This is a genomic window from Actinoplanes sp. NPDC051475 (genome assembly GCF_040689425.1).
Taxonomy (GTDB): domain Bacteria; phylum Actinomycetota; class Actinomycetes; order Mycobacteriales; family Micromonosporaceae; genus Actinoplanes.
Map to the genome: position 1 here is coordinate 158,336 of NZ_JBFAZZ010000005.1, position 23,322 is coordinate 181,657.

Here is a 23,322-nt window from a genome sequence, read left to right on the forward strand (position 1 = left end):
ACGGCCGGGTGACACAGCGTTGCCCCGGGTGGCGACCGCCACTCTCGGGCGTCAGAGCTTCTGCAGGAAGCTGGGGTTGTCCACGAGGAACGACGCGATCGAGTCGTCGTTGACCGAGGTGAAGAAGTCCTGGGCCGACGGATCGAGACCCTCGCCGATGTACGACCGGCCGTTGAACAACGAATTGCCCGGCAGCTTGACCAGGGTCATGTCGTCGGAGCGCAGGCCGCGCAGCGCCAGGCCCCAGTCGACCACGTTGTGCCCGTTGCCGTCGAAGATGAGCGCGTCGCCGGCGGCCCGCAGCACGTGGTCGAGCTTGATCGGGTTGGTCACGACGTCCTTGCTGAGCGCCTGCTCCGCCATGGCCTTGATGAACTGCTGCTGGTGGCGCTGGCGGTCGTAGTCGCTGCGGGGCAGGCCGTAGCGCTGCCGCACGTAGTCGAGCGCCTGCCAGCCCTCGAGGTGGTACGTGCCCTTCTTGTACTCGGCCTGGGGACCGATGTACGGGTGGTCGCACCTGTTGTCGGCGCACTCGGGGCGGCGGGGGCGCGGCTTGCCGTTGGGCTGGAGGTGTTCCGACTTCACGTTCTGGTCGATCGTCATGGTGACACCGTCCATGGCGTCGACGATGTCCTTGAAACCGTTGAAGTTGATGATCGCGCCCGCGTCGAAGTGCTTGATGCCGGTGAGCTGTCCGACCGTCTTGGCCAGCAGGTCGAAGCCCTGGGCGACGTCGTGCTTGCCGTTGCCGACGCTGCTGCCGTACGACATGGCGGCGTTGATCTTCGAGGTGCCGCCCTGGAAGCCGGTCTTGGGGAAGGGCGGGATCTCGACCCGCAGGTCACGCGGGATGGAGAAGAGGTACGCCTGCTTCAACCCCCGGGGGATGTGCACCACGATGATCGAGTCGGACAGCGGCGCGGTGGTCGCGTCGCGCGGGTCGATGCCGACGAGCAGGATGTTGAGCGGGCCCTTGATGTCGGAGACCGGCTGCTTGGCGGAGCCCTTCGCGGCGTTACCGAAGAGGTCCTTGGTCTCCACCGCGCCGGCGTAGCGCGCCACGAGTGCCTGGCTCGTGATCAGCGCGCCGCCACTGAGGACCATGAGCACACACCCGAAGATCGCGCACAGCCTCGCCCAGAGCGGCGACCGCCGCTTGGTTCTGGGTTTCCCGCTCTTCGCCACTCGCTCCCCAACCACCGTCGACGGGTCTCGTCCGCGACCGAAGGAGCCATGATCGCAGAGCTGTGCAACAGGCACCGTCAAGGGTATCCGAACAAGAGAAGAAACTTTCGCGTCCTGATACCCCGCCCGCGCCACCGGTGCACATCCGTGCCGGTGGCGACGCCCGGTACTGGCTGGCTAAACGGACATAACGGGCCGGAGGAAACGCGTAGGGCCGCCCCGACCTGTGTCGGAGCGGCCCTGGGGATCGCGTGTGGATCAGCCCTTCATCAGCTCGTGCGCGTTCTTCTCGAGGTCCTCGAGGCCACCGCACATGAAGAAGGCCTGCTCGGGGAACGAGTCGTACTCGCCCTCGCTGATCTTCTTGAACGCCTCGATGGTCTCCTTCAGCGGGACCGTCGAGCCGGGAACGCCGGTGAACTGCTCGGCGGCGTACGTGTTCTGCGAGAGGAAGCGCTCGATGCGGCGGGCCCGCTGCACCGTGATCTTGTCCTCCTCGGAGAGCTCGTCCATGCCGAGGATGGCGATGATGTCCTGCAGGTCCTTGTACTTCTGCAGGATCCGCTGCACCTCACGGGCGACCGCGTAGTGCTCGGCGCCGACGAACTCCGGCGCCAGGATCCGCGAGCTCGAGGCCAGCGGGTCCACGGCCGGGTAGATGCCCTTGTCGGAGATCGACCGCTCGAGGTTGGTGGTCGCGTCCAGGTGGGCGAACGTGGTCGCCGGGGCCGGGTCGGTGTAGTCGTCCGCGGGCACGTAGATCGCCTGCAGCGACGTGATCGCCTTGCCCCGGACCGAGGTGATGCGCTCCTGCAGCTCGCCCATCTCGTCGGCCAGCGTGGGCTGGTAACCCACGGCGGACGGCATGCGGCCGAGCAGGGTGGACACCTCGGAACCGGCCTGGGTGAACCGGAAGATGTTGTCGATGAAGAGCAGCACCTCCTGGTTCTGGACGTCCCGGAAGTACTCCGCCATGGTCAGGGCGGTCAGGGCGACGCGCAGGCGGGTACCCGGCGGCTCGTCCATCTGGCCGAAGACCAGGGCGGTCTTGTCGAGCACGCCACCCTCGGCCATCTCGAGGATGAGGTCGTTGCCCTCACGGGTGCGCTCACCCACGCCGGCGAAGACCGACGTACCGCCGAAGTTGCGGGCGACCCGGATGATCATCTCCTGGATGAGCACCGTCTTGCCCACGCCCGCCCCGCCGAACAGGCCGATCTTGCCACCGCGCACGTACGGCGCGAGCAGGTCGAGCACCTTGATGCCGGTCTCCAGCATCTCGGTCTTCGGCTCGAGGTCGGCGAACGCCGGGGGCTTGCGGTGGATCGGCCAGCGCTCGGTGATCTCCAGCGACGCGGGGTCGGCGTTGAGCACCTCGCCCAGGGCGTTGAAGACGTGGCCCTTGGTCACGTCACCGACGGGCACCGAGATCGGCGAGCCGGTGTCGCGCACCTCGGCGCCGCGGACCAGACCGTCGGTCGGCTGCATCGAGATGGCCCGGACCATGTTGCCGCCGAGGTGCTGGGCGATCTCGAGGGTCAGCGTCTTGGTGCCCTCGGAGAGGGTCACGTCGACGTGCAGCGCGTTGAAGATCGCGGGCATCGCGTCCCGCGGGAACTCCGCGTCGACGACCGGGCCGATGACCCGGACGACGCGGCCGATACCGGTCTCCGTCTTGGTGGGCTCAGCTACAGCAGTCATCACACATCACTTCCCGCTGCGGACAGCGCCTCGACGCCGCCGACGATTTCACTGATTTCCTGGGTGATCGCGGCCTGCCGCGCGGAGTTCATCTCGCGCGTGTACCGCTTGAGCAGGTCGTCGGCGTTGTCCGACGCGCTCTTCATCGCTCGGCGCCGCGACGCCGACTCGCTCGCCGCCGAGTCCAGCAACGCCGCGTAGATCCGCGTGTTGAGGTACTTCGGCAGCAGCGCGTTCAGCAGCTCCTCGGCCTCGGGCTCGAACTCGTAAGCCGGACGCAGGCCGGGCTCGCGCTCGCGCTCCTCGACCTGCATCGGCGCCAGAAAGCGCGCCTCCGCGGCCTGGGTCATGAGCGACTTGAACTGCGTGCTGACGATGTGCAGCTCGTCCACACCCTGGATGCCGTCCGGACCGTGGTGGTCGTCGCCGTCGTCCGCGCCGGCGACGAACGCCTCCAGCAGGGACTCACCGATGCGCCGGGCGTCCTCGAAGGAGGGACGCTCGGAGAAGCCGGTCCAGCTCGCCGCCACCGGCCGGTTGCGGAACCGGTAGTAGCCCACGCCCTTGCGGCCGACGATGTACAGCGCCACGTCCTTGCCGTCCGCCCGCAGCCGGGAGATCAGCTGCTCGGCGGTGCGGATCGCGTTGGCGTTGTAGGCGCCGGCCAGGCCGCGGTCGCTGGTGATCAGCAGGACGCCCGCGCGCCGCACCCGCTCACGCGGCTGCAGCAGCGGGTTGTCGACCGAGGCGTTGGAGGCCAGCGCCGTCAGCACCCGGGTGATCGCCTCCGAGTACGGCTTGGAGGCGGCGACCCGCTCCTGAGCCTTGGCGATCCGGCTGGTGGCCACGAGCTCCTGCGCCTTGGCGATCTTCTTGGTCGACCGGACGGTGCGGATGCGCCGCCGGAGGGCCTGTACCTGACCGGCCATGGCTTACTTCTCGCCCGAGGAGGGACGAACCTCACGGGTGACGGTCTCCCGGCTCTCCGTGCCCTCGGCGAGCGGCTCGGCCGGCGCGTCGTGCGGCCCGCCGGTGATCGCGCCCTGCTTGAACAGCGGCTTGAACTCCTTGACCGCGTTCTCGAGGGTCTCGACCTGCTCGTCGCTCAGCTGACCGTCCGCCTCGATGGCGGTGAAGGTCTCGCTGCGGTGCCGCTTGATCCAGTCGAGCAGCTCGGCCTCGAAGCGCTTGACGTCGACGACCGGGATGTCGTCGAGCTGGCCGGTGGTGCCGGCCCAGATGACGAGGATCTGCTCGGCCACCGAGAGCGGCGAGTACTGCGGCTGCTTGAGCAGCTCGACCAGGCGGACGCCCTTCTCGAGCTGGGCCCGCGACGCCTTGTCCAGGTCGGAGGCGAAGGCCGAGAAGGCCTCCAGCTCGCGGAACTGGGCCAGGTCGAGGCGCAGTCGGCCGGAGACCCGGCGCATGCCCTTGACCTGCGCGGAACCGCCCACTCGCGACACCGAGGTGCCGACGTTGATGGCCGGGCGCACACCCGAGGCGAACAGGTCGGCCTCGAGGAAGATCTGACCGTCGGTGATGGAGATGACGTTGGTCGGGATGTAGGCCGAGATGTCGTTGGCCTTCGTCTCGATCAGCGGCAGGCCGGTCATCGAGCCGCCACCCAGCTCGTCGGAGAGCTTCGCGCAACGCTCGAGGAGCCGGCTGTGCAAGTAGAAGACGTCGCCCGGGTAGGCCTCGCGGCCCGGCGGCCGGCGCAGCAGCAGCGAGACCGCCCGGTACGCCTCGGCCTGCTTGGTCAGGTCGTCGAAGACGATCAGGACGTGCTTGCCGGCGTACATCCAGTGCTGGCCGATGGCCGAGCCGGTGTAGGGCGCGATGTACTTGAAGCCGGCCGGGTCGGACGCCGGGGAGGCCACGATGGTCGTGTACTCCAGCGCGCCCTGGGCCTCGAGCGTGCCCCGGATGCTCGCGATGGTGGAGGCCTTCTGGCCGATCGCGACGTAGATGCAGCGAACCTGCTTCTGCGGGTCGCCGGACTCCCAGTTGGCGCGCTGGTTGATGATCGTGTCGAGCGCGACCGTGGTCTTACCGGTCTTGCGGTCGCCGATGATCAGCTGGCGCTGACCGCGGCCGATCGGCGTCATGGCGTCGATCGCCTTGATGCCGGTCTGCAGCGGCTGCTTGACGGGCTGGCGCGCCATGACGTTCGGCGCCTGCAGCTCGAGCTCGCGGAAGCCCTCGTCGGCGATCTCGCCGCGGTCGTCGATCGGGTTGCCCAGGGCGTCGACCACGCGGCCGAGGAAGGCGTCGCCGACCGGGACCGAGAGGACGCGGCCGGTCCGCTTGACCTTCTGGCCCTCTTCGATGCCGGCGAAGTCACCCAGGACCACGGCGCCGATCTCGCGGATGTCGAGGTTCAGGGCGACACCCAGGGTGCCGTCCTCGAACTCGAGCAGTTCGTTCGCCATCGCCGAGGGCAGGCCCTCGACGTGCGCGATACCGTCGCCCGCATCGGAGACGATGCCGACCTCCTCGCGGGAGACCTCGGGCGTGTAGGACGAGACGTAGCGCTCTAGCGCCCCCCGGATCTCGTCCGAGGAGATGGTCAGCTCGGCCATCCTCTGCCTTCTCTAGTCGGCTCGGGGCGTCGCCGCGCCCGAGGGCTTTCGGTAGCGTCGCCGCCGCCGAGGGGAAGTAACTATTTAGCGAACGCCTGCCGGGCTTCGTTGAGTCGCCGCAGGATCGTGCCGTCGTAGAGGTCGGAGCCGACACGGACGCTGAGGCCACCGATGATGCTCGGATCCACATCGACCTTCAGCGAGACCTGCCGACCGTAGATGTCGGACAACTTGGCGGCGAGCCGCTGCTCCTCGGCGTCGTCGAGCAGCTTGGCCGCCGTCACATACGCGACCTGGCGTTCCCGCTTCTCGGCGGTCAGCTCGACCAGCTTGCTCAGCGACGTCTCGAAGCTCCGGCCGCCGAACCCTTCGAGCGCGGCCCGGACAAGCTGCAAGGTTCCCGTCTGGGCCTTGCCCGTCAGCAGGTCTTCGACCAGCTTAGCCCTTCGGTCGACCGGCGCAGCGGGGTCACTGAGCGTGACGGAGAGCTGCGGGCTCCCCGAGACGACCTGCCCGAAGCGGAACAGCTCGTCCTCGATGTCGGCCAGCTTGCCGGCCTTGTCGGCGGCCGCCAGCGCGGTGTCGACCCCGAGCCGCTCCGCGGCGCCGAGCAGCTCGTTCGGCGCCGACCAGCGGCCGGACGCCAGCACCGCGACCGCGTCCACCGCGGCCGGGCCGACCTTGCCCGCGAGCAGCGAGCGGAGCAGCTCGCCCCGCTCGGCGCCCGAACGCGACGGGTCGGTCAGCGCACGCCGCAGCCGGGGCTGGCCGCGCAGCAGCCGTGCCACCGACAGGATCTCGTCGGCGGTGATGGCGATCTGCGCGGCGGTCGCCGTCTGCGTGTCCGCGGTCAGCTTCTCGACGGCGGCGGCGTACGACTCCCGGTTGACGGTCGCCATCAGCGTCCGCCCGTACCGGCGCCGAGCTCCGTGATGAACCGGTCGACGGTGCCCCGGCTGCGCGCCTCGTCGGCGAGCGATTCACCGACGATCTTGCTGGCCAGGTCCACGGCGAGCGTGCCCACCTCGGAGCGCAGGTCGCGCACGATGCTCTCGCGCTGGGCGGCGAGCTGCTCGCGACCGGCCGAGATGATGCGGTCGGACTCCTCCCGGGCCTTGGCGAGGACGTCCTGACGGATGCCCTCCGCGTCGGCACGGGCCTCGTCGCGGATCCGCGCGGCCTCGGTGCGGGCCTCGCCGAGCTGTGCCCGGTACTGCTCGAGCAGCTGGTTCGCCTCGGCCTGGGCGGCCTCGGCGCGCTTGATACCGCCCTCGATCGCGTCGACCCGCGCCGCGAACGTCTTCTCCATCTGCGGGAAGACGAACTTCATCAGGATGTAGCACAGCACGATGAACGCGATCGAGCCGACCACGATCTCCTGCCACACCGGGATGATCGGGTTGTGGGGCTTGGTCGTACCGGCCTCAGCGGCCAGATAGGTAAGGGAAAGCATGGACACCTCCTATCGAGGCTGAGGTCAGAGCTGGCCCTGCCAGATGAAGCCGAAGGCGATGCCCAGCAGGGCGAGCGCCTCGATGACGGCGAAGCCGATCCAGACGTACGGGAGGGTCAGGCGCGACGACTCCGGCTGGCGGGCCGTCGACTGGATGTAGGCCGAGAACACGAGACCCACGCCGATGCCGGGGCCGATCGCGGCGAGGCCGTAGCCGATGGCGGCGGTGCTGCCCTCAACGGCGGCAAGAACGTCTGCAACCATTACAGATTCCTCCTGGTATCTCGCGTGACTGTCACGCGGGACGACAAACGGGGTGTAGCTCTGACAGCTCTCAGTGCTCGTCGGCGAGCGCGCCCTGCACGTAGCTCGCGGTCAGCACCGTGAAGACGTACGCCTGCAGGCAGATGACCAGGAACTCCAGCAGCGTCAGCGCGATCGTCATCAGCCACGAGACGATCGAGAACGGCGCGAACCAGACGTTCGAGCTGATCATCGCGAAGCCGCCCAGCGTGAACACCAGCAGCAGCATGTGGCCGGCGAACATGTTCGCGAAGAGTCGGACCGCCAGCGAGAAGGGGCGGACCATGAAATTCGAGAAGAATTCGATCGGGATCAGCAGCGGGAGAATGAACCACGGTGCCGGCGGGATCAGCGCGGTCTTGAAGTACTTGGCGAACCCGTGATGCCGGATTCCCACGATGATGAACATGAAGTAGCTGATCACCGCGAGGAATGCCGGGAAGGCGATGTGCGAGTTCGGCGAGATCTGCACGAACGGCACGATGCCCCAGAAGTTGTTCAACAGAATGAAGAGGAACAACGTCGTCAGGTACGGCGCGAACGCCACGCCCTTCGGACCGATCATCTCGATTGCGATGTTGTTGCGCACGAAGCCGTACGCGCTCTCGGCCAGCCACTGCTTCTTGGTGGGCACGAGCTTGGGCTTCCGGTACGCGACCAGGAAGAAGAGGATGATGAGGGCGGCGGTGACCCAGACCAGGAACGTGATCTTGGTGAACCAATAGGAGTCGTGCGCGCCCCACCGCAGGATGCTGGGCAGATAGAAGTCCTCGACACTGGGCGGGAACTCCGCTGCGAGGACCGTCGACTGACCGATCACCGTAGCCCTTTCCTGTCAGGCGCCGAGACGGCGCACGATGAGGTAGACACCACCGCCGATACCGAGGACCGCGCCTAATCCGGCGAAGATCCCGCGAGTACCGACCCAGTGGTCGACCAGCCAGCCGATCCCGCCCCAGACCAACATGCCCGCGAAGAGGTAGGCGACCGCAGTCATGCCCATGCCCGTGTCGGGCGGGGGTGGACCGTCGTCACCGTGCGATTCGTTGGGAGGTTTCTGACCGGCCATGACGGCATGAAGATATCAGTCAGGAGGACGAAGCTAAGCGGGACCCCCCGCACAACCGCAGTTGTCCAGGCGTCAGGGGTCTCGCAACTCGCAGCCACGGTACTCCCCCTCCACCAGAACCGGACACCATTGCCGCCTTTCCGTCACCGATTCGGGGATCAAATCCCACGAAACTCCCGCTAGGCCGTCACGTGCGGTGACGCGGTCTGGCTACCCACCAGATCTGCACGGCCGTCCAGCCCATGACGCCGGCGACGACGCCCCAGCCGAGCGCCGCACGACCCGGCCACTCCGAGGAGATCACAAACGCGAGGATCACGCCGAGCAACGAGTACTTCACCACGTACGTGGTGAGTCCCAGCGGCATCAGCAGCGCCGGGCGCACGGTATCGGCCCAGGCCAGGACCAGGGTGGACATGGTGTAGCTGACGGTCACGATCGCCACGCCGGCCGCGGCCCCGAGGGCAGCCGCCGCACCCGCCGTGAGGAATCCCACCGACGCCGCGCACATCAGAAGCGCCACGGAGAAGGCGGTCAGCAGGGGCAGGTGCTCGACCCGCCAGCGGGGATCGGCGGGCAACGGCGGCAGATCCGGCAACGGGCGGTCATCGTCCTCGTCGTCCGCCCGCAGGGCCCACTCCGGAACGTCGGCGTCCCGCGGCCCGGGCACGACGTCGTCCCGGTGAGCTGCGCTCTGCTTCTCGGTCATACCGGCACCTCGGTGCCCGGGTACGCCGGGAACCGCCGCACCAGCTCGCCCACTTCGTCAGCGGTGTCCCGCAGCGTGCCCGCACCGGAGACCGTGCTCGGATCGGCGCGCACCGCCGCGGCGATCAGGCCGGCGATCTGGCGCATCTCCCCCTCGCGCATGCCCTGGGTCGTCACACCGGCCGTGCCGACCCGGATGCCGGAAGCCGTCATCGGCCGCTCGGGGTCGAACGGGATCGCGTTCTTGTTGAGAGTGATCCTTGCCCGGTCACAGCGCTCCTCGGCCTGGTGCCCGCTGACGCCCAGGTCACGCAGGTCGACCAGGGCCAGGTGGGTGTCCGTACCGCCGGAGACCGGCCGCATGCCCTCGCCGGCCAGCGCGGCCGCCAGCGTCTGGCAGTTGCGCACCACCTGGTGGGCGTACCCCTGGAAGCCCGGCATCGCGGCCTCCCGCAGCGCGACCGCCTTCGCGGCGACGGCGTGCATCAGCGGCCCGCCCTGGGTGAACGGGAAGACGGCCTTGTCGATGCGCGCGGCGAGATCCTCACGGCAGAGAATCATGCCGCCCCGCGGCCCGCGCAGCACCTTGTGGGTGGTGCACGACACCACGTCGGCATACGGTACGGGCGACGGCACCGCCCGCCCGGCGACCAGCCCGATGAAGTGCGCCGCGTCGACCATGAGGTAGGCGCCCACGTCGTCGGCGATGTCCCGGAACGCCTTGAAGTCGATCAGCCGCGGGTACGCGGTGGCGCCGCAGATGATCAGCTTGGGCCGGTGCGCCTGGGCGAGGTCGCGCACCTCGTCGTAGTCGATCAGCTCGGTGTCCGGGCGTACGTGGTAGCCGATGGTGTGGAACCACTTCCCGGAGAAGTTGACCTTGCTGCCGTGGGTGAGGTGCCCGCCGTGCGGCAGGTCCATGGCCAGCACGGTGTCGCCGGGCTGCACCAGGGCGGCGTACGCGGCCATGTTCGCCGACGCGCCGGAGTGCGGCTGGAGGTTGGCGTGGTCGGCGCCGAAGAGCTCCCGGGCCCGCGCGATGCCCAGCTCCTCGGCGCGGTCCACCTCGGCGCACCCGCCGTAGTAGCGCCGGCCGGGGTAGCCCTCCGCGTACTTGTTGGTCAGCGTGGAGCCCAGCGCGGCCAGCACCGCCGGGGAGGTGAAGTTCTCGCTCGCGATGAGCTGCAGCCCGCCACGCTGGCGGTCGAGTTCGCCCACGATCACCTCGGCGATCTCGGGATCCTCGCGCTGCAACGCGGCGAAGTCCGGACCCCAGAACGTGTCCATGGCGCGCTCCTCACGTCGGCGACGGCGCCGGAATACGAGCATATGGCTTATGGGGGCCCACCTGCGGGCACAGTGTGAGTTATGCGCTGTCTGGTGACCGGTGCCACGGGATATATCGGCGGCCGCCTCGCGCCCCGGCTGATGGCGGCCGGTCACGACGTACGGGCGTTGTCACGCAGTGCGGCCCGGCTCCGGGACGTGCCGTGGGCGCCCCGGGCCGAGGTCGTCGAGGGCGACCTGGCCGATCCGGTGTCGCTGGGTGCCGCCCTCGAGGGCGTCGACGTGGCGTACTTCCTGGTGCACTCGCTCGGTCAGCGCGACTTCGAGCGCCGGGACCGGCAGGCGGCCCAGAACTTCGCGCGGGCGGCGTACCAGAAGAAGGTTCGCAGGATCGTCTACCTGGGCGGCCCGGAGCCACCGGCGAGCGAGAAGCCCTCGGCCCACCTGCGGTCCCGGGCCGAAGTGGGCCGGATCCTGCTGGCCAGCGGCGTGCCGACGGCGGTGCTGCGGGCCCCGGTGATCATCGGATCCGGCTCCGCGTCCTTCGAGATGCTGCGCTATCTGACCGAGCGGCTGCCGGTCATGGTCACCCCGCGCTGGGTGCGCAACCGGATCCAGCCGATCGCCGTACGCGACGTGCTCCGCTACCTGGTCGCGGCGGCCGAGCTCCCGTCGGAGGTCAACCGGGGTTTCGACATCGGCGGCCCGGACGTGCTCACCTACGCGGAGATGATGCAGCGCTACGCCCGGGTGGCCGGCCTGCGCCGCCGCGTCATCGTGCCGCTGCGGCCGCTGAGCCCCTGGCTCTCCGCGCACTGGGTCGGCGGGATCACCCCGGTGCCCAACGCGATCGCCCGGCCGCTGGTCGGCAGCCTGATCCACGAGGCCGTCGCCCATGAACACGACATCGATTCATACGAGAAAGAACCGCCGCTGGGCTTCGACGAGGCGGTCCGGCTGGCGCTGGGCAAGATCCGCGACGCCGAGGTGGAGACGCGCTGGTCGAACGCGTCCGGTGGGGACGCGGACGCCGAGCCTCTGGCGAGCGACCCCGACTGGTCCGGCGGCACCATCTACACCGACGTGCGCTGCCGCGAGGTGCACGCGCCGGTGGACGCCCTGTGGCGGATCATCGAGGGGGTCGGCGGCGACAACGGCTGGTACTCCTTCCCGCTGGCCTGGTCGGTGCGCGGCTGGCTGGACCGCCTGGTCGGCGGCGTGGGCCTGCGGCGGGGCCGGCGCGACCGCCACCGCCTGTACGTCGGCGAGGCGCTGGACTGGTGGCGGGTCGAGGAGATCAAGCCCGGCGAGCTGCTACGCCTGCGTGCCGAGATGAAGGTGCCGGGGCGGGCCTGGCTCGAGATGTCCGCGACGCCCGGGCCGGACGGCACGAGCGTCTACCGCCAGCGCGCCCTGTTCGTGCCGCGCGGGCTGGCCGGGCACGCGTACTGGGCGAGCGTGGTGCCGTTCCACGGAATCGTCTTCAGCGGCATGGCCCGCAACATCGCCCGCGGCGCCGAAGCTACGCCGCGGCGCGGGTGAGCCGGTCGCGGATCGCGAGCCACTCCTCGGTGTCCGGCGGGGACTTCACCAGGATCGTGGCGACGCCGGCGTCGTCGAGGCGGTGCAGCGCGGCGTAGAGGTCAGCCGCGTACTCCCTGGGGTCGGCGCTGAGGATCTCCGCTCCGGGTACGTCCTCGGTCTCGTAGGTCAGCACCCCGACCGATCCGTCGAGAGCGGACGCGTCCACCTCGTCGGTGAGCACCACCTTGGCGCGCGGCGCATAGTGGCGCCGGCTCATGCCCGGCGAGGGCCGCGCCGAGCCGTCCGCCACGTCGTCGGGCAGGGCGATCGCGCCGGTCACCTCGCGGATCTCGCGCAGGCCGAGCGCGCCGGGGCGCAGCAGCCGGGGCACCGCGCCGGTCACGTCCAGCACCGTCGACTCGATGCCCCAGGACGCCGCGCCGCCGTCCAGCACCAGCGGTACGTCCGGCAGGCTGCGCAGCACGTGCTCGGCGGTCGTCGGCGAGATGCTCTCCGAGCGGTTGGCGCTCGGCGCGGCCAGTGGCAGTTCCACGGCCTCCAGCAGCCTCAGGGCGACCTCGTGCGCGGGCACGCGTACGGCGATCGTGCCGGTGTCGGCGCCGACGCCGGTCAGGTGCTCCGCGCGCCGCACGACCAGGGTCAGCGGACCCGGCCAGAACGCCGCGGCGAGCTCGTTCGCCGCCTCCGGCCACTCCGCGGCCAGTGCGCGGGCCGCCGCCACGTTCGCGACGTGCACGATCAGCGGGTTCCACGACGGGCGGTTCTTCAGCCTGTACACCTCCGCGATCGCCTGCTCCGAGAAGGCGTCGGCGCCCAGGCCGTACACGGTCTCGGTGGGGAAGGCGACGACGGAGCCGGCGCGCAGCATGTCGGCCGCGCGGCGGATCCCGGCGGCATCCGCGGTGACGATCACGCCGGCCTCGGCACTCCCGGTAGCAGGGCGTCGACCAGGACGTACATGGCCTCGTCGATGTCGTCGCCGATGCGCTGGAAGGTCTGGTCGCCGCGCCCCCACGGGTCGTCGAGGTCGTCGCCGGGCTGCGGTTCGTCCTCCCCGCGCCGGCGGTCGGCGGCCTCGACCAGCGCGGCGGCCCGGGCCGCGAACGCCTCGGGATCGGGGCCGGCCGGGGGCAACGCCGCGAGGTCGAGCTCGCGCAGCAGCCGCCCGAAGTGGCCGAGGACGAACGTCCGGCTTGCGGCATCGGGCGCCAGGGCGTGCACGTAGTCGCTCTGATCCGCGGTCGCGGTCAGGATGAGGTCGGCGTCGGCCAGGTGCGCGCTGGTGAGCTTCCGGGCGGTGAACCCGTCCACGTTGCCGCCGCGCAGGCGGATCTGCCGGGCCGCGGGCGGGTTCATCTCCTCGCCCTCGTGCCATCCGCCCGTGCCCGCGCTCGCGCTGCGCAGCAGGTCGCCGAGGCGGGCGTCGGGATCGAGCTTGACCAGCCGCTGCTGTGCCGCCATCACCAGCAGGCGCTCCGCCATCGGCGAACGGCAGATGTTGCCCATGCACACGTGCAGAACGGTGAACGGCGGCATCGTCAGGACCCCGCGGCAACGATGTCCGGCACGACGTCACGAAGCTTCCCGAACGGCACCGCGCCGTCCCGCAGCACCCGGGGCACGTCCCCGGTGACGTCGACGATCGTGCTCGGCGCCGGGTCGTGCGCCACGCCCGCCTCGAGGTAGACGCGGACCGCGTACTCCAGCTGGTCGCGGGCCTCCTCGGCGGTGACCGGCGCGGCCTGGCCCGCCTTGTTGGCGGTGGTGACGGCCATCGGCCCCACCTCGCGCAGCACCTCGAGCGCGACCGGGTGCAGCGGCATGCGGACGGCGACCCGGCCGCCGGTCTCCCCGAGATCCCACTGGAGGCTCGGCGAGTGCTCGACCAGGATCGTCAGGGCGCCCGGCCAGAACGCGTCGGCCAGCTCCCGGGCCGCCTTCGGCAGGGAGTAGACCAGGCCGTCGAGGGTGTGGCGGGAGCCGACCAGCACCGGCGGCGCCACCCGGCGGTCCACGCCGCGGGCGTTCTGCAGCGCGGTGACGGCGTGCGGCGTGAAGGCGTCCGCACCCACGCCGTAGACCGTGTCGGTGGGCAGGACCACGAGCTCGCCGCTCTTGATCGCCTCCACGGCGGCGGCGATGCCGCGATCGCGCTCGGCCACGGCACGGCAGTCGTAGAGCATCACGAGGTGAAGTCTGCCATGGTGCCCCGGGTGCCCGTCAGGCCCGCCGGGCGGTTGCGTACCGCGGGCGGCCCGCCAGGTCCTCGTGCCCGGTGACCTCGTCGAACCGGCCGTCGGCGCGCAGCAGGGCCGGGACGGCGTCGGCGTGCACGTCGTCGTGCTCGATGCCGACCACCCCGCCGGGCCGCAGCAGCGCCGCCGCCAGGGCGATCACCGGCCGGATCACAGTCAGGCCGTCCGCGCCGCCGAAGACCGCCTCGGCCGGGTCGTGCTCGGCCACCTCCGGCGGCACGGCGGTGCCCTCCGGCACGTACGGCGGGTTGCACAGCACCACGTCCACCTGTCCGCGCAGCTCGGAGAGCAGCTCCGGCTCGGTCACATCACCTGGCACCACCCGTACCGTGGAACGGGTTTCGGCATTGCGCCGCAGAAAGACCAGCGCCTCGGGTGAGCGTTCGACGGCCACGACCCGGGCCGGTTCGGCCTCGTCCGCGACGGAGAGCGCGATCGCGCCGGTGCCGCTGCACAGATCGACCACGGTGGCGCCCGGCGCGGTGTGCTCGATCCCCCACCCGGCCAGCAGTTCCGTCTCCGGCCGCGGCACGAAGACGCCCTCCCCGACGGCGAGCTCCAGATGCCGGAACGCGGCCGTGCCGAGCAGGTGCTGCAACGGGATCCGCCGCGCCCGGCGCTCCACCAGCTCCTCGAAGCGGCGCAGTTCCTCGGCGCGCACAGCGTCCACGAGCAGCAGCCGGCCGCGGCCGATCCCCAGCACGTGCGCGGCGAGCAGTTCCGCATCGACCCGCGGCGATTGCACCCCCGCCGCCGTGAGCCGGACCGTCCCCTTTGCCAGGGCAGGTGCCAACCGAGGACGGTCCGTCCCCTCGGAGGGGTGTTCGTGCGCGACTGTCACGGCATAATCATGGGACGTCGTGTTGCGACGGTGACCGGCCGGGTCGTCGATCGACGAGCGACGCCGGCAGGGAGGGACCTGAATGGCCGTGGCGGTTCCATGACGTGGCTGGACCAGCTCCCGGACTGTGTCGACGACCTGCGCCGGGCCGGCGACCTCCAGCAGGGTGGCCGGTCCGCCGAGGCGCTGGCCATCCTGGACAAGGTCCTCGAGGTCACCACCGACCCGCTCACCCGGGCGTACGCGCTGGTCCAGCGCTTCGGCGCGCTCATCAACCTGGGCCGGGTCGCCGAGTTCGCCACCTCCATGACCCTCGCCTCGAACGCCGTCCACGAGACCTCGGACCCGTACCTGCGCGGTCAGATGCACGCCTTCGCCGCGCTCGGCGCCCACCTGCAGAGCGCCCTCGACCGGGGCGTCACCCACCTGGTGCAGGCCGCCCGCGCCCTCGCGGCGGTGCCCGACGGCGACGGCGAGACCGCGTGGGGCTGGCACGACCTCGCGATGGCGTACTCGTACCTCGGCTTCCACGGCCATGCGCTCACCGCGATCGAGCAGGGCCGGCAGGTGGGCGCGGCCGCCGGCCTCGCGCCGGAGCTCTTCGCCGCCCCCGGCATCCGGCTGCGCAACGCGGTGGCCCTCGACCACCAGGGCGACACCGACGGCTGCCTGCGGGTGCTGCGCGACATCGACGCCGAGCTGACCCGCTACGTCGCCACCGGGGCCGACGCCCGGCTGCGGCCCAGCAGCCGGCCGGTCTACGGGTACGCCCTCGCCCGCCGCGCCGCCCTGGGCGAGAGCACCGACAGCGACATCGGCGACCTGTTCACCGCGGGCGGGGACAGCGTCCGCTCCCGGGACCTGCGGCACCTCGGTGGGGTGTGCCTGGACATCGCCGCCGGCCGGCCCGGCGAGGCGCTGCGCAAGCTCGACGCCGTACCGGTCTCCCAGGAGATCCTCGGGCCCGCCGAGCCTGCCCGCCTGCGCAGCATCTGCCACGCCGCAGCCGGCGACCACGAGGCCGCCCACCAGGCCGACCGGTACGCCTTCCGCCTCGCCGCCCAGCGCATCGACCGGCTCCGCGACGGCTACCTCGACGGCGTCGCGGCCCGCCTCGACGCGCAGGAGACCCACCGCGACGCCGGCCGCTACGGCGACGAGACCCTCACCGACCCGCTCACCGGCCTGCCCAACCGCCGGCAGCTCGAGCGGTACGTGTCGGCGATGCTGGCCCGCGGCGAACGGGCGGCGATCGGCGTCTGCGACCTGATCGGCTTCAGCGCGGTCAACGCCCGGCACGGCCGGCACTGCGGCGACCTGGTGCTCCAGCGCATCGCCGGGGTGCTGCACCGGGTGATGCGCCGCGGCGACTTCGTGGCCCGGTTCGCCGGCGACGAGTTCGTGGTGGTGCTGCCCGGCGCCGGCCCGACCCAGGCCGCCGAGGTGTCGCGCCGGATCAGCGCCGCCGCGGCCGGCGAGAACTGGCAGGTGCTGGTTCCGGGCACGCCGATCGGGCTGGCGGCGGGCTGGTCCGAAGTGGGCACCAACGCCCGCAGTCTCGGCGCCGCGCTGGCCGACGCGGCGGCTCACCGTACGCCCGCCTGACCCGTACATTCAGTGACATGACCGTCATCGAACTCGGGCTGGTCACCGATGACGGCAGTCCGCCGCCCGAACCGGCCCTGCGCCCGCTGCGCCACGGCGACCTGCGGCGGGTTCTGGTTGCGGCGGTCGCGGCGCTCTGCGTGCTGACGGTCACGGGTTCGGCGCGGCCCGAGCAGCACGGGCCCCGGCAGCTCTGGAGCGTGCCCTTCCGGGAGGGCGGCGACGTCTTCACCGTCGCCGGCGGCACGGTCTACGTGCTGAACACCTCGGGCAACAGCACCCTGAGCGCGTACGGGCTGCACACCGGCGCGGCTCTGTGGTCCAGCACGGAGCTGGGCGACGCGTCCTGGGTCGGCTCGATCGAGTCGGGCGTGATGCTGCTGCCCGCCGCCGACACCACCGTGCAGTTCGAGGACGAGCACGGCAGCGACGGCTTCCGCCAGTTCACCCGGGAGACCGTCGCGGTCGACGCCGCCACCGGCCGGCAGCTCTGGCGGCGCGCCGGCGAGTTCTCCGTCGCCACCGGCGGGCGTGTCCTGCTCATCGAGTGGAACGCTGACGGCAGCGCGGCCCGGACCCTGCACGTGATCGGCCTGCGCGACGGCACCCCGGTCTGGTCACGTCCGGCCGGCGGTGTCGAGACATGGGTGGCCCGTGGCACGCTGACGGGCGACACCGACCGCCTGCTCACCGTCACCCCCGAGGGCCGGGTGGCGGTGTACGACCTCGCCGACGGGCACCCGGTGACCACCGGCAAGGTGCCGTGGAAGGGAGAGAACCCGGGCGACGACTCGTACACGAACGTCTCCGTCGAGGGCCACACGTTCTACCTGGAGAGCGTCGACCGGGGGCAGGGGACGCTCACCGCGTACGACACCGAGACGTTGCACGAGAAGTGGCACACCGACGCGCGCTCGTACGGCGGCTTCTACCCCTGCGGCGCGGTCCTCTGCGTGAACGACGTCGAGGGCACCACCGGCTACGACAGGGACACCGGCGAGGTGCGCTGGCGTACGCCGGGCTCCACCAACGGCATCCCGCTGCGCGACGGCCGGCTCGTGGTCGCCGACGACGCCAACGGTTCCCGGCACTCCCTGATCGACGGCGCCACCGGCCGTCGCGTCGCCGACCTGGGCCACGCGAGCCTGGTGTGGGACTTCTCGTCGCCGGAGGACACGCCGTACCTGCTGAACCACACCCGGGAACCGGCGGGCCTGATGTCCGTCACCGAGCTCGACCAGCGCAGCGGTGAGGCCTTCCTGCGCGGCACGATCGAGCCGGTCCTGGACTACAGCTGCCAGAACACCGACGACGTGCTCGTCTGCGTCACCCCGCGAGGGCGGCTGACGGTCACGGACGTCGGCTGATCTCCGTCCCGCCCGCCAGGCGGGCGGCCCGGTCGGCCTCGGCGAGCGCGTCCAGCACGGCGTCGAGCTCGCCGCCGAGGGCCAGATCCAGGTTGTACGCGGTGTAGCCGATGCGGTGGTCGGTGATCCGGTTCTGCGGGAAGTTGTACGTGCGGATGCGCTCGGAGCGGTCGACCGTGCGTACCTGTGCCTTGCGGGCGTCGGACGCGGCGGCGTCGGCCTGCTCCTGGGCGGCGGCGAGCAGCCGGGCCCGCAGGATCCGCATGGCCTGCTCCCGGTTCTGGAGCTGGCTCTTCTCGTTCTGGCAGCTCACCACGATGCCGGTGGGCAGGTGCGTGATGCGGACGGCCGAGTCGGTGGTGTTGACCGACTGACCACCGGGCCCGGACGAGCGGAACACGTCGATCCGGATGTCGCCCGCATCGATCTGCACATCGACGTCCTCGGCCTCGGGCAGCACCAGCACGCCGGCGGCCGAGGTGTGGATGCGGCCCTGTGACTCGGTGACGGGCACCCGCTGTACGCGGTGCACCCCGCCCTCCCACTTCAGCCGCGACCAGACCCCGTGGCCGCCCTCGGGCAGGCCCTTCGTCTTCACCGCGACGGAGACGTCCTTGACGCCACCCAGGTCGGACTCCTGCGCGTCGATGACCTCGACCGTCCAGCCGCGGCGTTCCGCGTACCGGGTGTACATCCGCAGCAGGTCGCCGGCGAACAGCGCCGACTCCTGGCCGCCCTCGCCGGCCTTGATCTCGACGATGACGTCCTTCGCGTCGTGCGGGTCGCGCGGGATGAGCATCTCGCCGAGCTTCTCCTCCAGCGGAGGCAGCGCGGCGGCGACCGCCTCGACCTCCCCGGCGAAGGACGGGTCCTCCGCGGCCAGCTCCTTGGCGGCGGCCAGGTCGGCGCGCGCGGCCTCCAGCTCGGTATGGGCGGCATGGAGCGGCGCCAGCTCGGCGAAGCGCCGCCCGACCCGGCGCACCAGGGCCTGGTCGGAGTGGATGGAGGGATCCTCCATCTGCTTCTCGAGCTGCGCGTACTCGTCCAGCAGCGTGGTCAGCCGGTCGTTGCTCACAAGCTCTCCCAACATGCCGACGGCGCCCGGCCCCGCGCTAGCGGGAACCGGGCGCCGTCGAGGCAGTTACTTCTTCTTGCCGGCGTTGACCTTGGCGTACTTCGCCTGGAACTTGGCGACCCGGCCCGCGGTGTCCAGCACGCGCTGCTTGCCCGTGTAGAACGGGTGGCAGGCGCTGCAGGTCTCGACGCGGATCTCGCTGCCCTTGGCGGTGCTGCGGGTCGTGAACGTGCTGCCGCACGAGCAGACGACCTCGGTGGTCGTGTACTCCGGGTGGATTCCGCTCTTCATGTCTTCTCGGTCTCTCTCGATAAGCGGTCGCCGGGTCGCCGAGTGCTCAGGGCGTGAACCGGAACCTTTTGCTGGCCGATGAACCAGTCTGCCATGTCACAGAGCCTGATCGAAAATCAGGAGGCGTTTCCTGGTCCGTGGTCGATAACGTGAGCGGCCCTCAAGGCATTCCCACCCGGAAGGAAACGTGCCATGACGCTGCTCGCGGATGTCCTCGACCCGGTCGAACTGACCACGGCGGTCGAAAACGGGCACGTGCGGAAGCAGCGCCACCCGTCACGGCCGTACGTGATCTACAACTACACGGAGGCCTGCCAGTATGCCGGCGCCTGGACGCCGGTGACCCTGGCCTGCCGCGGCCTGATCGCGGACGAGTCGACCGGCGCGGTGCTCGCCCGGGTCCTGCCGAAGTTCTTCAACCACACCGAGTCGCACGCGCCCGTTCTCCGTCCGGAGGCGAAGGTCGCCGTGACGGACAAGGCGGACGGATCCATGGGCATCATCTACCCCGACGGCGACCAGCTCGCCGTCGCTACGCGGGGGTCGTTCGCGTCGGACCAGGCGGTGCACGCCACCCAGGTGCTTCGCACCCGGTACGCGGGCTTTGCGCCGCCGGCCGGGCTCACCGTGCTCGTAGAGATCATCTACCCGGGCAACCGGATCGTCGTGGACTACGGCGGCATGGACGACCTCGTGCTGCTCGGCGCGGTCGACATCGCCACCGGGCAGACGTTCGGGCCGGGCGGCGTGCCGGCCTGGCCGGGGCCGGTGGTGGACTCGTTCGCGTACGGGACCCTCGCCGAGGCGCTGGCCGCACCGCCCCGGGACGGCAAGGAGGGGTTGGTGGTGCACTTCCTCGACACCGACGAGCGAGTGAAGATCAAGTACGCCGAGTACGTCCGGCTGCACCGGCTCGTCACGGGGCTCTCCGCCCGTACCGTATGGGAGGTGCTGGCCACCGGCGGCGACCTGGACGCGCTGACGGCACCGCTTCCCGACGAGTTCCACGCGTGGGTCTCGGGCGTCGCGGCCGAGCTCGTGGCGGCCGTCGAGGAGATGGCCGAGCAGGTGGAGAAGGAGTTCGCGGCGATCGTGGGGAGCCTTCCCGACGGCTGGGGGCGGCGGGGGTTCGCGGCCCGGGCCGTGCGCAGCGTCCACCGGGGCGCGCTGTTCCTGCGGCTCGACGGCAAGGACTACCGTCCCGGCCTGTGGCAGCTCGCCCGTCCGGCGGGCGAGCTGACTGCGGGGAGCCAGGTGAGTGGGGAATGACCAGACTGCTGATCACGCGCGGGCTGCCCGCGTCGGGCAAGACCACGTTCGCGCGCAAGCTGCAGCCGCAGGTCGTCCGGGTGAACCGCGACGACCTGCGGCGGATGCTGCACGGCGAGCGCCTCTTCCACCAGCGGGCGGAGGCCCAGGTCACCCAGGCCCAGCGGGCGGCCGTCGAGGCGCTGCTGCGCGCGCACGGTGACGTGATCGTCGACGACACCAACCTGCGGGGCAAGACGGTGCGGGAGTGGGCGGAGCTCGCGGCCCGGTTCCAGGCGACGCTCGAGGTGCACGACTTCACCGACGTACCGGTGGAGGAGTGCATCCGCCGCGACGCCGAACGGCCGGAGGAGGAGCGGGTCGGCGAAGGCGCGATCCGCCGCATGCACGAGCGGTATCTGGCCGGGAAGAACCTTCCGCTGCCGGTCCCGTACGTCGATCCGGGCGGCCCCGGCATCGTCTACGAGCCGGATCCCGAGCTGCCCGAGGCCGTGCTCGTGGACATCGACGGCACGGTGGCGCTCATGCACGGCCGCAGCCCGTACGACTGGTCACGGGTCGGCTCGGACCTGCCGAACCCGGCGGTGATCGCGGCGGTCCGGGCGATGCACGCGGCCGGCCACGCCATCGTGTTCTGTTCCGGGCGGGATGCGGTCTGCCGGGCGGAGACCGAGGCCTGGCTGGACCTTTACGTGAATGTGCCGTACGAAGGACTCTTCATGCGGCCCGAGGGCGACTCGCGCAAGGACGCGATCGTCAAGCGGGAGATCTTCGAGCAGGAGATCCGGGACCGCTGGCGGGTCGTCGGGGTGTTCGACGACCGGCAGCAGGTCGTGCGCATGTGGCGGGCGCTGGGATTGACCGTCTTCCAGGTGGCGGAGGGGGACTTCTGATGAGCGGGCGGGTGGGCAAGTATCCGCGGACTTTCCACCTGCCCGACTCCCCCGGCGCCACCGCCGACGACAAGGTGCAGCACGACCTGTCCTGGTTGGACGGTGAACTCGTCGTGACCGAAAAACTCGACGGCGGCAACCTCACCTTCACCCGCGACGCCATGTACGCCCGCTCCCTCGACTCCGGCACCCACCCGTGGGACCGGCCGGCGAAGGCGTTGTGGGCGATGACGGCGTACCGGATCCCCGACGACTGGCGGGTCTGCGGCGAGTCGATGTGGGCGCGGCGCAGCATCGCGTACACGGATCTGCCGGGGGTCTTCATCGTCTTCGGCATCTGGGACGAGACCGACACGCTGCTCGGCTGGGACGACACCGTCGACTGGGCGAAGCGGCTGGAACTGCCGGTGGTGCCGGTGCTCTACCGCGGCGGCAGCCTGAGCGAGGCGCGGGCGGCGTGGGCGCGCCGGCACACCCAGGAGACGTCGGAGGGGTTCGTGGTGCGCAGCGCCGGTCGCATCCCGGCTGAGGAGTTCTCCCTCAAGCTCCTGAAATGGGTACGCCCGGAGCACGTACGCACCGAAGCGGCGTGGCGGCACCGCGACGACTTCCCGGTCAACGAGTTCGCCTAGCCCTTCGCGTACGGGCAGGTCTCCTCGCCGGGGTAGAAGTTCGGACGCAGGTCCATCTCCTGGTAATAGCGGTGGAAGACGGGCGTGAGCCCGCCGGAGATCGGCGGCACGATCCAGGTCCAGTCGGCCGGCACCGGGCGCCCGGCCTTCTCCTCGTTGCGCAGGTGGCTGATGAAGCGCTGCGACTCGGTGTGATGGTCGCTGATCCGCACGCCGGCCTTCTCGAACGACCAGAGCACCGCGCGGTTCAGTTCGACGAGCGCGCGGTCGCGCCACAGCGTCGATTCGTGGCTGGTGTCCAGGCCCATGCGGGCGGCGACGGCGGGCAGCATGTCGTAGCGGTCGGCGTCGGCGAGGTTGCGGGCGCCGATCTCGCTGCCCATGTACCAGCCGTTGAAGGGGGCCAGCGGGTAGTTCACGCCGCCGACGGTCAGCCGCATGGTGGAGATGGCGGGGACCGCGTGCCAGCGCAGGCCCAGTTCCGCGAACCAGCCGAATTCGGGATGGGTCAGGGGCACCTCGAGGATGGCGCGCTCGGGCAGCTCGTAGAGGCGTACGGGCTCGCCCGGCACCTCGACGGCCAGCGGCAGGATGTCGAACGCTTCGCCCTTGCCCTGCCAGCCGTGGCCCTGCATCCGCTCGGTGAAGTCGACGGTGCGCGGGTCGCCCACCACGCCGCCGTCCTCGGTGCGGTAGCCGGCGTAGCGGATGAGCTGCTCGTTCCACACCTTGGCGTACGGCTGGCCGGGCTGGGCCGCGGCGAAGATGCTGATGACCGGGCGGATCCTGCCGGCCTGCTGTCCCCCGCCGGCGGCCTGCAGGTGGTTCACGAGCAGGGAGAAGATCTCGTCGGCGGTACGCGCCCGGCGGCGGTCCAGGACGACGAGGCTGCGCCAGTACAGGCGGCCGATGCAGCGGCTCGAGTTGCGCCAGGCCATCTTGGCGCCGTACGTCAGTTCGTCGGTGGTGTGGACGTAGCTGCCGGTGGCGGCGATCTGGGCGCGCACGATGGCCAGCCGTGGCTCGACCGGCCCGAGGCGGGGGTTCTCCAGGTAGCACTGGCGGAGGAAGTCCTCGGCCTCACCCGGGTCGACCGGGGCGGCGGGGTCCCACGGCTCGGACGGATGGTCCCGGTAGCCAGGCACGATCATCGGGCGTCCTCCCCCAGATTGATTGAGTGATACAGGAGGTTCGCACGACCCCTGAGGAGCCGAAACGCACCCGATGTGCGACGAAGGGGCGGTCACCTTGCGGTGACCGC

General features: G+C 70.9%; 24 protein-coding genes. 6 read left to right on the forward strand and 18 right to left on the reverse strand.

Annotated elements, in window-relative coordinates; genetic code table 11:
* Positions 1-51 precede the first annotated feature (51 nt).
* The 11 genes from AB0368_RS12495 to glyA all read right to left on the reverse strand — a co-directional run bounded on the left by AB0368_RS12495 (position 52) and on the right by glyA (position 10,288).
* Positions 52-1,104, reverse strand: coding sequence for an LCP family protein (locus tag AB0368_RS12495; RefSeq protein WP_366153942.1), 1,053 nt, complete (start codon positions 1,102-1,104; stop codon positions 52-54).
* A 339-nt stretch (positions 1,105-1,443) separates the two neighbouring features.
* Positions 1,444-2,889: a F0F1 ATP synthase subunit beta gene (gene atpD, locus AB0368_RS12500; protein WP_366153943.1), complete on the reverse strand. Its 1,446-nt coding sequence runs from the start codon at positions 2,887-2,889 to the stop codon at positions 1,444-1,446.
* On the reverse strand, positions 2,886-3,815 hold the full coding sequence (locus tag AB0368_RS12505; protein ID WP_366153944.1) for a F0F1 ATP synthase subunit gamma: 930 nt from the start codon (positions 3,813-3,815) through the stop codon (positions 2,886-2,888). Before AB0368_RS12505 ends, atpD begins: the two co-directional genes overlap by 4 nt.
* A gap of 3 nt (positions 3,816-3,818) precedes the next feature.
* A complete protein-coding gene (gene atpA, locus AB0368_RS12510) occupies positions 3,819-5,468 on the reverse strand; it encodes a F0F1 ATP synthase subunit alpha (RefSeq protein WP_366153945.1) in 1,650 nt (549 codons plus the stop codon).
* A gap of 80 nt (positions 5,469-5,548) precedes the next feature.
* Positions 5,549-6,370, reverse strand: coding sequence for a F0F1 ATP synthase subunit delta (locus tag AB0368_RS12515; protein ID WP_366154179.1), 822 nt, complete (start codon positions 6,368-6,370; stop codon positions 5,549-5,551).
* Positions 6,367-6,921: a F0F1 ATP synthase subunit B gene (locus AB0368_RS12520; RefSeq protein WP_366153946.1), complete on the reverse strand. Its 555-nt coding sequence runs from the start codon at positions 6,919-6,921 to the stop codon at positions 6,367-6,369. The genes AB0368_RS12515 and AB0368_RS12520 overlap by 4 nt, the downstream gene beginning before the upstream one ends.
* Positions 6,922-6,945: 24 nt before the next feature.
* Positions 6,946-7,185: an ATP synthase F0 subunit C gene (locus AB0368_RS12525; protein ID WP_199511694.1), complete on the reverse strand. Its 240-nt coding sequence runs from the start codon at positions 7,183-7,185 to the stop codon at positions 6,946-6,948.
* A 70-nt stretch (positions 7,186-7,255) separates the two neighbouring features.
* Positions 7,256-8,044: a F0F1 ATP synthase subunit A gene (atpB, locus tag AB0368_RS12530; RefSeq protein ID WP_366153947.1), complete on the reverse strand. Its 789-nt coding sequence runs from the start codon at positions 8,042-8,044 to the stop codon at positions 7,256-7,258.
* 15 nt (positions 8,045-8,059) lie between these two features.
* Positions 8,060-8,221 carry a hypothetical protein gene (locus AB0368_RS12535; protein WP_366153948.1) on the reverse strand — a complete coding sequence of 54 codons (162 nt, stop codon included), beginning with the start codon at positions 8,219-8,221 and terminating at the stop codon, positions 8,060-8,062.
* Positions 8,222-8,480: 259 nt separating this feature from the next.
* Positions 8,481-8,924 carry a hypothetical protein gene (locus AB0368_RS12540; protein ID WP_366154180.1) on the reverse strand — a complete coding sequence of 148 codons (444 nt, stop codon included), beginning with the start codon at positions 8,922-8,924 and terminating at the stop codon, positions 8,481-8,483.
* A 74-nt stretch (positions 8,925-8,998) separates the two neighbouring features.
* A complete protein-coding gene (gene glyA / locus AB0368_RS12545; RefSeq protein ID WP_366153949.1) occupies positions 8,999-10,288 on the reverse strand; it encodes a serine hydroxymethyltransferase in 1,290 nt (429 codons plus the stop codon).
* Between the two features lie 81 nt (positions 10,289-10,369).
* Between glyA and AB0368_RS12550 the strand changes: the two genes are divergently transcribed.
* Positions 10,370-11,830: an SDR family oxidoreductase gene (locus AB0368_RS12550; RefSeq protein ID WP_366153950.1), complete on the forward strand. Its 1,461-nt coding sequence runs from the start codon at positions 10,370-10,372 to the stop codon at positions 11,828-11,830.
* Here AB0368_RS12550 and AB0368_RS12555 read toward each other — a convergent pair.
* Genes AB0368_RS12555 through prmC form a run of 4 tightly spaced genes read right to left on the reverse strand, consistent with a single transcriptional unit; the run spans position 11,811 to position 14,881 of the window.
* The gene (locus AB0368_RS12555) at positions 11,811-12,746 is read right to left on the reverse strand and encodes an L-threonylcarbamoyladenylate synthase (RefSeq protein WP_366153951.1); all 936 of its coding nucleotides are present in this window, start codon (positions 12,744-12,746) and stop codon (positions 11,811-11,813) included. The genes AB0368_RS12550 and AB0368_RS12555 overlap by 20 nt on opposite strands.
* Positions 12,743-13,369 (reverse strand): phosphotyrosine protein phosphatase, encoded by a 627-nt coding sequence (locus AB0368_RS12560; RefSeq protein WP_366153952.1) that lies wholly within the window; start codon positions 13,367-13,369, stop codon positions 12,743-12,745. The genes AB0368_RS12555 and AB0368_RS12560 overlap by 4 nt, the downstream gene beginning before the upstream one ends.
* A gap of 2 nt (positions 13,370-13,371) precedes the next feature.
* A complete protein-coding gene (locus tag AB0368_RS12565) occupies positions 13,372-14,016 on the reverse strand; it encodes an L-threonylcarbamoyladenylate synthase (protein WP_366154181.1) in 645 nt (214 codons plus the stop codon).
* A gap of 37 nt (positions 14,017-14,053) precedes the next feature.
* Complete coding sequence (prmC, locus tag AB0368_RS12570; protein WP_366153953.1) at positions 14,054-14,881, reverse strand: peptide chain release factor N(5)-glutamine methyltransferase; 828 nt, start codon at positions 14,879-14,881, stop codon at positions 14,054-14,056.
* 147 nt (positions 14,882-15,028) lie between these two features.
* On the opposite strand from prmC, the gene AB0368_RS12575 reads away from it, so the two are divergent.
* Together AB0368_RS12575 and AB0368_RS12580 are read left to right on the forward strand one after the other, a co-directional pair.
* Positions 15,029-16,534 carry a GGDEF domain-containing protein gene (locus AB0368_RS12575; protein WP_366153954.1) on the forward strand — a complete coding sequence of 502 codons (1,506 nt, stop codon included), beginning with the start codon at positions 15,029-15,031 and terminating at the stop codon, positions 16,532-16,534.
* A 17-nt stretch (positions 16,535-16,551) separates the two neighbouring features.
* Positions 16,552-17,901 carry a PQQ-binding-like beta-propeller repeat protein gene (locus AB0368_RS12580; RefSeq protein WP_366153955.1) on the forward strand — a complete coding sequence of 450 codons (1,350 nt, stop codon included), beginning with the start codon at positions 16,552-16,554 and terminating at the stop codon, positions 17,899-17,901.
* Here the strand turns inward: AB0368_RS12580 and prfA are convergent.
* Positions 17,885-18,976, reverse strand: a complete 1,092-nt coding sequence (gene prfA, locus AB0368_RS12585; protein ID WP_366153956.1) for a peptide chain release factor 1 — start codon at positions 18,974-18,976, stop codon at positions 17,885-17,887. The two genes, AB0368_RS12580 and prfA, sit on opposite strands and share 17 nt — an antisense overlap.
* A gap of 66 nt (positions 18,977-19,042) precedes the next feature.
* Entirely contained in the window at positions 19,043-19,267 is a 225-nt protein-coding gene (rpmE, locus tag AB0368_RS12590; RefSeq protein WP_366153957.1) for a 50S ribosomal protein L31, read from the reverse strand.
* 192 nt (positions 19,268-19,459) lie between these two features.
* Between rpmE and AB0368_RS12595 the strand changes: the two genes are divergently transcribed.
* From AB0368_RS12595 to AB0368_RS12605, 3 genes are read left to right on the forward strand one after another with little or no spacing between them, the layout of a single operon-like run.
* Complete coding sequence (locus AB0368_RS12595) at positions 19,460-20,536, forward strand: RNA ligase (RefSeq protein WP_366153958.1); 1,077 nt, start codon at positions 19,460-19,462, stop codon at positions 20,534-20,536.
* On the forward strand, positions 20,533-21,429 hold the full coding sequence (locus tag AB0368_RS12600) for an AAA family ATPase (protein WP_366153959.1): 897 nt from the start codon (positions 20,533-20,535) through the stop codon (positions 21,427-21,429). Before AB0368_RS12595 ends, AB0368_RS12600 begins: the two co-directional genes overlap by 4 nt.
* On the forward strand, positions 21,429-22,061 hold the full coding sequence (locus tag AB0368_RS12605) for an RNA ligase family protein (protein ID WP_366153960.1): 633 nt from the start codon (positions 21,429-21,431) through the stop codon (positions 22,059-22,061). Before AB0368_RS12600 ends, AB0368_RS12605 begins: the two co-directional genes overlap by 1 nt.
* On the opposite strand, the gene AB0368_RS12610 is transcribed toward AB0368_RS12605, so the two are convergent.
* Complete coding sequence (locus AB0368_RS12610) at positions 22,058-23,212, reverse strand: nitric oxide synthase oxygenase (protein WP_366153961.1); 1,155 nt, start codon at positions 23,210-23,212, stop codon at positions 22,058-22,060. The genes AB0368_RS12605 and AB0368_RS12610 overlap by 4 nt on opposite strands.
* Between the last annotated feature and the right edge of the window lie 110 nt (positions 23,213-23,322).

Bases quoted from the DNA above. Each gene is read 5' to 3' on its own strand.
- AB0368_RS12600 (WP_366153959.1), top strand. From the start codon at position 20,533: ATGACCAGACTGCTGATCACGCGCGGGCTGCCCGCGTCGGGCAAGACC.
- AB0368_RS12525 (WP_199511694.1), bottom strand. From the start codon at position 7,185: ATGGTTGCAGACGTTCTTGCCGCCGTTGAGGGCAGCACCGCCGCCATC.
- AB0368_RS12505 (WP_366153944.1), bottom strand. From the start codon at position 3,815: ATGGCCGGTCAGGTACAGGCCCTCCGGCGGCGCATCCGCACCGTCCGG.
- AB0368_RS12595 (WP_366153958.1), top strand. From the start codon at position 19,460: ATGACGCTGCTCGCGGATGTCCTCGACCCGGTCGAACTGACCACGGCG.
- AB0368_RS12550 (WP_366153950.1), top strand. From the start codon at position 10,370: ATGCGCTGTCTGGTGACCGGTGCCACGGGATATATCGGCGGCCGCCTC.
- AB0368_RS12560 (WP_366153952.1), bottom strand. From the start codon at position 13,369: ATGCCGCCGTTCACCGTTCTGCACGTGTGCATGGGCAACATCTGCCGT.
- AB0368_RS12565 (WP_366154181.1), bottom strand. From the start codon at position 14,016: ATGCTCTACGACTGCCGTGCCGTGGCCGAGCGCGATCGCGGCATCGCC.
- AB0368_RS12535 (WP_366153948.1), bottom strand. From the start codon at position 8,221: ATGACTGCGGTCGCCTACCTCTTCGCGGGCATGTTGGTCTGGGGCGGG.
- AB0368_RS12495 (WP_366153942.1), bottom strand. From the start codon at position 1,104: ATGGTCCTCAGTGGCGGCGCGCTGATCACGAGCCAGGCACTCGTGGCG.
- AB0368_RS12520 (WP_366153946.1), bottom strand. From the start codon at position 6,921: ATGCTTTCCCTTACCTATCTGGCCGCTGAGGCCGGTACGACCAAGCCC.
- AB0368_RS12610 (WP_366153961.1), bottom strand. From the start codon at position 23,212: ATGATCGTGCCTGGCTACCGGGACCATCCGTCCGAGCCGTGGGACCCC.
- rpmE (WP_366153957.1), bottom strand. From the start codon at position 19,267: ATGAAGAGCGGAATCCACCCGGAGTACACGACCACCGAGGTCGTCTGC.
- AB0368_RS12605 (WP_366153960.1), top strand. From the start codon at position 21,429: ATGAGCGGGCGGGTGGGCAAGTATCCGCGGACTTTCCACCTGCCCGAC.
- atpA (WP_366153945.1), bottom strand. From the start codon at position 5,468: ATGGCCGAGCTGACCATCTCCTCGGACGAGATCCGGGGGGCGCTAGAG.
- AB0368_RS12580 (WP_366153955.1), top strand. From the start codon at position 16,552: ATGACCGTCATCGAACTCGGGCTGGTCACCGATGACGGCAGTCCGCCG.
- AB0368_RS12575 (WP_366153954.1), top strand. From the start codon at position 15,029: ATGACGTGGCTGGACCAGCTCCCGGACTGTGTCGACGACCTGCGCCGG.
- glyA (WP_366153949.1), bottom strand. From the start codon at position 10,288: ATGGACACGTTCTGGGGTCCGGACTTCGCCGCGTTGCAGCGCGAGGAT.